Below are 5488 nucleotides of genomic sequence, written 5' to 3'. Positions count from 1 at the left end.
TGAATATCTGCAGCACTATCATTTGCTGATCTCGCAAGTAAATCAGCAACATGATTTGCATCAGATGCTTTTAAACCGAAAGAGTTAATCGCTGAAGCCATTACAGTTGCAGTTGTAGCCATTTCTGCACCACTTGCTTCTGCTGCGCTGATAACACCTGGCATAGCCTCCATTGTTTGTTTGGCATTAAAGCCTAAAGCTGCCAATTCTTCCATACCTTTAGCAACTTCGTTAGCACTTTTACTTGTTTTAGCTCCTAAGTCAACCGCTTGATTAGACATGCTTTTTAAGTCTTTACTGCTTGCTTGTGCAATCGCTCCAACTCGAGACATTTGCCCTTCAAAGTCTGCACTCGTTTTTAATGCTGCACCTAAACCTAAAGTAATCGGTGTAGATACGCCCATCGTCATTGTACGTCCCAGGGAAGTCATTTTGTCTCCAATAGAACTAAATTTCTTTGACATGACATCCGCTTGACTTGCAAGTTTACCGAAATGACTTTGAGCTATCATTTGTTCTTTGTTAAAAGTCTTCATTTCGGATGAAGCTTTATCTATTGAACGCTCCAAATTATTTAAAGCAGCTTTTTCTTTATTAACAGCTGTTTCAGCTTTTGCGACATTAGCGCTATGATTCTTAATAGTATTGTTTAAATCATTAAATTCTTTTTCTGTTTGCTTTAATTTAGTATTAGTTTTAGCGTAAGAACTTTCAATTTTATCATTTGATTTTGAAAGATTGTCATTTTGCACTTTTAGTTTTTGAACTTGATTGCCTTCTTGTTTATATTGTTCAACAAGTGCTTTATGCTTAGCGGACTGCTTCTGTACTGCGTCACTTGCTCTTTTTAGTTGTGCAGTAGTAGCTTGGTTACTATTCTTAAGCTTTTGTTCTGCATCTCTCAACTGTTTAAGTTTTTGATACGCATCTTGTTTACGTTGATTTGTACGTTTATATTGATTTTCAGCTTTTTTAAGTTCTGTATTCGATGATTTTAAGGCTTCTTTAGATTTATCAAGAGCTAATTTTTCTTTTTTATTGGCTTCTACTAACTTTAAATATGCTTTCTCAACATCTTTTACACTGGATTTAGCTTTTTGGTAATTAGCGTTAACTTGTTTAAGCTCATCTTCTACTTGAGAATACATCTTTTTTTGAACTTTAAGCCTATCATTTAACCCCTTAATTCTCGCCTGATATTTTTCCATTGATTTTTCAGACTTATCAAATGCTGACAGATTAGCTTTCATTTCACTATTAACAACACCTAATTGTCGCTTTAAACCTTTCATGCCTTCTTGGACACCTAAATGGTCTAATTTCAGCTCCAAGGTCATGCCTTCTACTTTTTCATTCATATTAACCTCCTTTCTAGCTTCCAAAAAGTTTTCTTAAATCCGTACCTGTAATGACTTTTTGTTCACTTTGTTTTTCTTCAGTCTCTTCTTTATTCTCTTCATTAAGTATTTCTAAAAGTTTTACATACGGCTGTTTTCTGACTTCAGTTAATGTCCACCCATACTGCTCCATACAGAAACGTTGTATTTTCTTAATGTTCGATAAAATGTCTTTTATTGAGATTGTTCTTCTGTCTTTCCCATCTCTTCTGGTTCAGTTTCTGAATCTTCTTCATCTTCACCATTGATTTCTCGAAATATATCTTGTAAGGCTTTTGTATAAGTTTTAGTACTCATCTTGTTCAGAACATCTTCTTCAGTCAATCCTTCATCTTTAAATAAATCTACTAATAACTGTCGCTCTTTTTGTCTCATTTTTGTTGCGTTAGGTGCTTCTTTTTTATTCTCTTGATTTACTAATTCTAAATACTCATAGCATTTTTCTGCTTCGCCCATTGTTACATCTTCTTTTGTATAGCTCTCTGTTTTTCCTGTTTTACGATCTTTAATTTCAAATTTAATCATTGTATTAGCTCCTTTTATTCAAATAAAAAAGACGCAGATATACTGCGCCTTAAATCCCTATCCGTTTGTTACTGTCACTGAAATTTGTCCTGACTTATCGCTTCCATCAGTAGACGTAGCAGTGATTACTGAAGTACCTTCAGCTACACCGTGAATTGCTCCTGTATTTTCATCTACAGTAACAAATTCTGGATGTTCACTTGTATATTTCAATATTTTATTCGTTGCTGTGCTTGGTGCAATGTTTGGCTCAACATTGTCATCGGTATTTACCATAATTGATTTAGTTTCTGGTGTAAATGATACGCCTGAGACTAGAATTGGATTGGTTTTGAATTGAGGTACATCAACTTTACTAGATTCTTTACCATTTTCTTCCCATGCCACTTGGTAAGTACCTTTTGGATAAGTTGTATCCGCTTCTAAATTAGATAAAGTTACTGACACTTTGCCTTCACCTTGTTCAGAAGCTACGACGTCGTCTCCTTTATAAACCTTTAAAGTTTTAGTCATAAATTATTCTCCTTTGATTTATTTTGAAAGCCCCTATTCTGCTGAAACTGTTGCAGATTTTGAATTAACTGCTACTTCAACATTTTGGGGATTAGCTGGGTAACGAACCTGCAGAATCCTCTGAATGATCTTCACTGTCCGTGTATCCAACGAATACTTTTTTGAAGAATTCTGCTTCTCCTTCTTTACCTTCATGATAACCGTATACAATACCTTGTGACGTTCCATCAACATCAACTTTTCTATTCATCCAGTCACCTGTTAATTTTGTAGGTTCTGGGGCTTCTGCTTTTTCACCTCGTGTTTTAAATTCAATTGAATCTAAACTAAAAGTACCTTTAAGTAAGGCTACATATACCGGCTGACCTGTTAAACCATCTTCCGATTCGCCAATTACTGTTACATACGGTGCTCTTGTATTCTCTCCTACCCAAGATGTACCATTTTTATCTTTAGTACGTCCAATAACTGTGTTTAAATCATCACTTGGAATATTGAAAATACTCATGTCAGACTTAACTTCATTAGTACCTTGTTTTTTCATCCATACACGTTTGTTAGATGCAAACATATCTACTAAATCTGGTGCTAAACCTGTGATATTTAGGTCAACTGTACCACCTTTTTCATCTTCCCATGTCATGCGTTTAACTACTTTTGTTGCTTCTGGGTTAAAAACTCCAACGTATAATCTTTTAAAACCTACTTTATAAGAACCTTGTCCTTCTGCCATTGCTTATTTCCTCCTTAAAAATTAAAAAGCACACCTATTCGATGCGCTGATTTTTATAATATATATTTTTGGGTATGCCTTGATATCGTCTCGACATCACATAACGTTTAGTTTCTTCAAAATAAGCATCTAACTGACTAGATGCTTGAATTAAATTTTGTTGATATAACAGGTATCTTATTCGTTTTGTTATATCAATTGTTTTCTGATTATTTGAAGATTCTACATCTATTTGAATTAAGTATTCTTCACTGAGATATTTATCAGACATAAAGTCTGAAGGCAAATCATAAACAGGTGTAATAACAACAAAGGGTTTGGAAGTTTCAGCGTTTTCAGTGACTTTGTAATAGTATATTCTAGAATTTATATGTGTTTTGAGCTCTGCATCAGATAATAAAATTCCTTTTATGGTGTTTAATATATTCATTTATCTGGCCAACTCCTTTTTTATAATTTCTCTATACTTACGTTCGCTAGCAGCTAATGTTTTTGCAATAACTCCAAAACCTCTTGGTGTATATTTTTTTCCATCTCTTGTATAACCATGTTCATTCAAGTGAATAATGTTTTTGCGATTCATAGGGCCTACCCATTCAATTAAAACAGCCCTTTCTTGACTGCCAACTTTTGTATAAGGCTTAGATTTAGTCATTTCTTCTATACTGGCACCCGTATCTTTAAAGCTCTCGAACTCTTTCTTTAAAGCCTTTATAAAAAATTCAGATGCTTCATTTAAAGCTTTATCACTCTTAGCCTGCATTGCTTGTTTACCGTATACCGATTCTAATTTATTCAACACTTCAGGTATCCCTTTAATTTCTACACTCATTTTTCTGATAAAACCACTGTATTATAGCCAATATCTGGTGTATCAATTCTTATTTCTACAATGTTGAATAATTTATCGGAATATAATGCACTGTCAATTTTAACTAAGTGATTTGTTTGTGGTAGATATTCAGTTTTAGAAGACCTGACAATTATGGTTAATCCTGATTTTGATTCAGTCGCTTTTAAAATTTCTCTATCTTTCATAGAAGGATTATAAATTTTACAAAAGCAACTATACAATTTCATTTTTTCCTCTTCATCTGGATATGGTCCTTTGTTTATATATTGAAAAAAATACGCGCGATCTTTAAATTCATTAAATTCCATTTAAAAATCACCTACCACTTTTTTAATTTCAAAATCATTTTTTGCAATCCTTTTTCATTAAACACCTTGCTTCTAGATTGGTCATTTGAGTATCCACGACTTTCATAATCTCTTGCAATGATATATTTAATCGCTGTACAAAAAAGCGGGTATTCCAAGTCATCTTTGTCATAATCTGGAACCCCACTTAATAGTAATTCAGACTTAGCCGATTGAATGAGACCTTCAATTAAATCATTTTCGAAATTATAGTCAATTCTCAACCACAATTTAATTTCTTCTAAACTCATTTCATCACCCCTATTCGGCTGATATTACAGCTGATTTAGCCTTAGCTGTTACATTAACCTTTTGGGGCTTAGCTGGGTAATGGACCTGTATTTTCTTTTGCTTTTGCAATTCTGAATGCACTGTCTAATGTACGTTGCTGATCATACCATGCTGTTAATACAAACAAATATTCGCCTTTTTTAACATCTTTATCAGTGTCATAAGTTGTTCCATCATAGTTAATTCCAAAATAATTGAAATCTCCCACAATAGGTTTAACTGCTGCATCTGTAAATACTACTGGTTTGCCAAATACTTTTTCTGCTGGTGTGTCAAAGAAATTTGTTGTTCCATTTGAAAGAACACTAATAATTTTGACATAATCTGCATATCGCATATAAATTGTTGCGTTATCACGGTAATCTTCATGTAAATCTGCTAAAGCGTTAATAATAGCATCATACATGTCTGCTCCCTCAACTTCTTTAACAGATCCATTATAAAATGACATGTGTTCTAATCCAGATTTAGGACTTACTGCTAAGGCATCTTTACGCTCTTTAGCTGCTAATCCTGATTGTAGTGCGTTTTCAACCCAGTTTACTAAATCTACATCTGATCCATGAATTACAGTATCTGAAATTGCAGCAAATACTTTGAATTTATTAGTAGTGAACTTGACTGTATCACCTTTTAATTTTAATTCTTTTGCTGTTTCTACGTCTGTAATGAAATCATCATCGTCTAAAGTGTATGAAACTCTTGGAATCTCTAAACCTTTAATGTTAGTTAGACGAGCTTTTTCACGTAATTGGTTTTTAGCAAATGGTTCTGAAACAATTTCTTTAGAAAGTGTTTTTGGTAAGAGCTTATCTCCACCTGAATCATT

At 33.5% G+C, this 5488-nt stretch carries 10 protein-coding genes; all 10 read right to left on the bottom strand.

The annotated features are described in order from the left end of the window. Positions 1-1358, bottom strand: a 1358-nt coding sequence (locus IDG60_RS05425) for a phage tail tape measure protein (RefSeq protein ID WP_156989380.1), incomplete at its 3' end; no start/stop codon positions are given. A 13-nt stretch (positions 1359-1371) separates the two neighbouring features. Further along, positions 1372-1530 (bottom strand): hypothetical protein, encoded by a 159-nt coding sequence (locus tag IDG60_RS05420; RefSeq protein WP_000438833.1) that lies wholly within the window; start codon positions 1528-1530, stop codon positions 1372-1374. Positions 1531-1571: 41 nt separating this feature from the next. Beyond that, the gene (gene gpG, locus IDG60_RS05415; protein ID WP_000589167.1) at positions 1572-1922 is read right to left on the bottom strand and encodes a phage tail assembly chaperone G; all 351 of its coding nucleotides are present in this window, start codon (positions 1920-1922) and stop codon (positions 1572-1574) included. A 57-nt stretch (positions 1923-1979) separates the two neighbouring features. Next, positions 1980-2435 carry an Ig-like domain-containing protein gene (locus tag IDG60_RS05410; protein ID WP_000169128.1) on the bottom strand — a complete coding sequence of 152 codons (456 nt, stop codon included), beginning with the start codon at positions 2433-2435 and terminating at the stop codon, positions 1980-1982. Between the two features lie 91 nt (positions 2436-2526). Next, positions 2527-3168: a major tail protein gene (locus IDG60_RS05405; RefSeq protein WP_000807536.1), complete on the bottom strand. Its 642-nt coding sequence runs from the start codon at positions 3166-3168 to the stop codon at positions 2527-2529. A 34-nt stretch (positions 3169-3202) separates the two neighbouring features. Further along, positions 3203-3598 carry a DUF3168 domain-containing protein gene (locus tag IDG60_RS05400; RefSeq protein ID WP_001023806.1) on the bottom strand — a complete coding sequence of 132 codons (396 nt, stop codon included), beginning with the start codon at positions 3596-3598 and terminating at the stop codon, positions 3203-3205. Continuing rightward, a complete protein-coding gene (locus IDG60_RS05395; protein ID WP_000110023.1) occupies positions 3599-4000 on the bottom strand; it encodes a hypothetical protein in 402 nt (133 codons plus the stop codon). Then, on the bottom strand, positions 3997-4329 hold the full coding sequence (locus tag IDG60_RS05390) for a hypothetical protein (protein ID WP_000395498.1): 333 nt from the start codon (positions 4327-4329) through the stop codon (positions 3997-3999). The genes IDG60_RS05395 and IDG60_RS05390 overlap by 4 nt, the downstream gene beginning before the upstream one ends. 11 nt (positions 4330-4340) lie before the next feature. Further along, complete coding sequence (locus tag IDG60_RS05385; RefSeq protein WP_000050973.1) at positions 4341-4619, bottom strand: head-tail connector protein; 279 nt, start codon at positions 4617-4619, stop codon at positions 4341-4343. A gap of 68 nt (positions 4620-4687) precedes the next feature. Further along, on the bottom strand, positions 4688-5488 hold an 801-nt coding region (locus IDG60_RS05380), incomplete at its 5' end, for a phage major capsid protein (protein ID WP_206160544.1).

The sequence above is a fragment of the Staphylococcus sp. EG-SA-2 genome (assembly GCF_017152085.1).
This window is presented reverse-complemented; position numbering and strand designations above follow the sequence as displayed.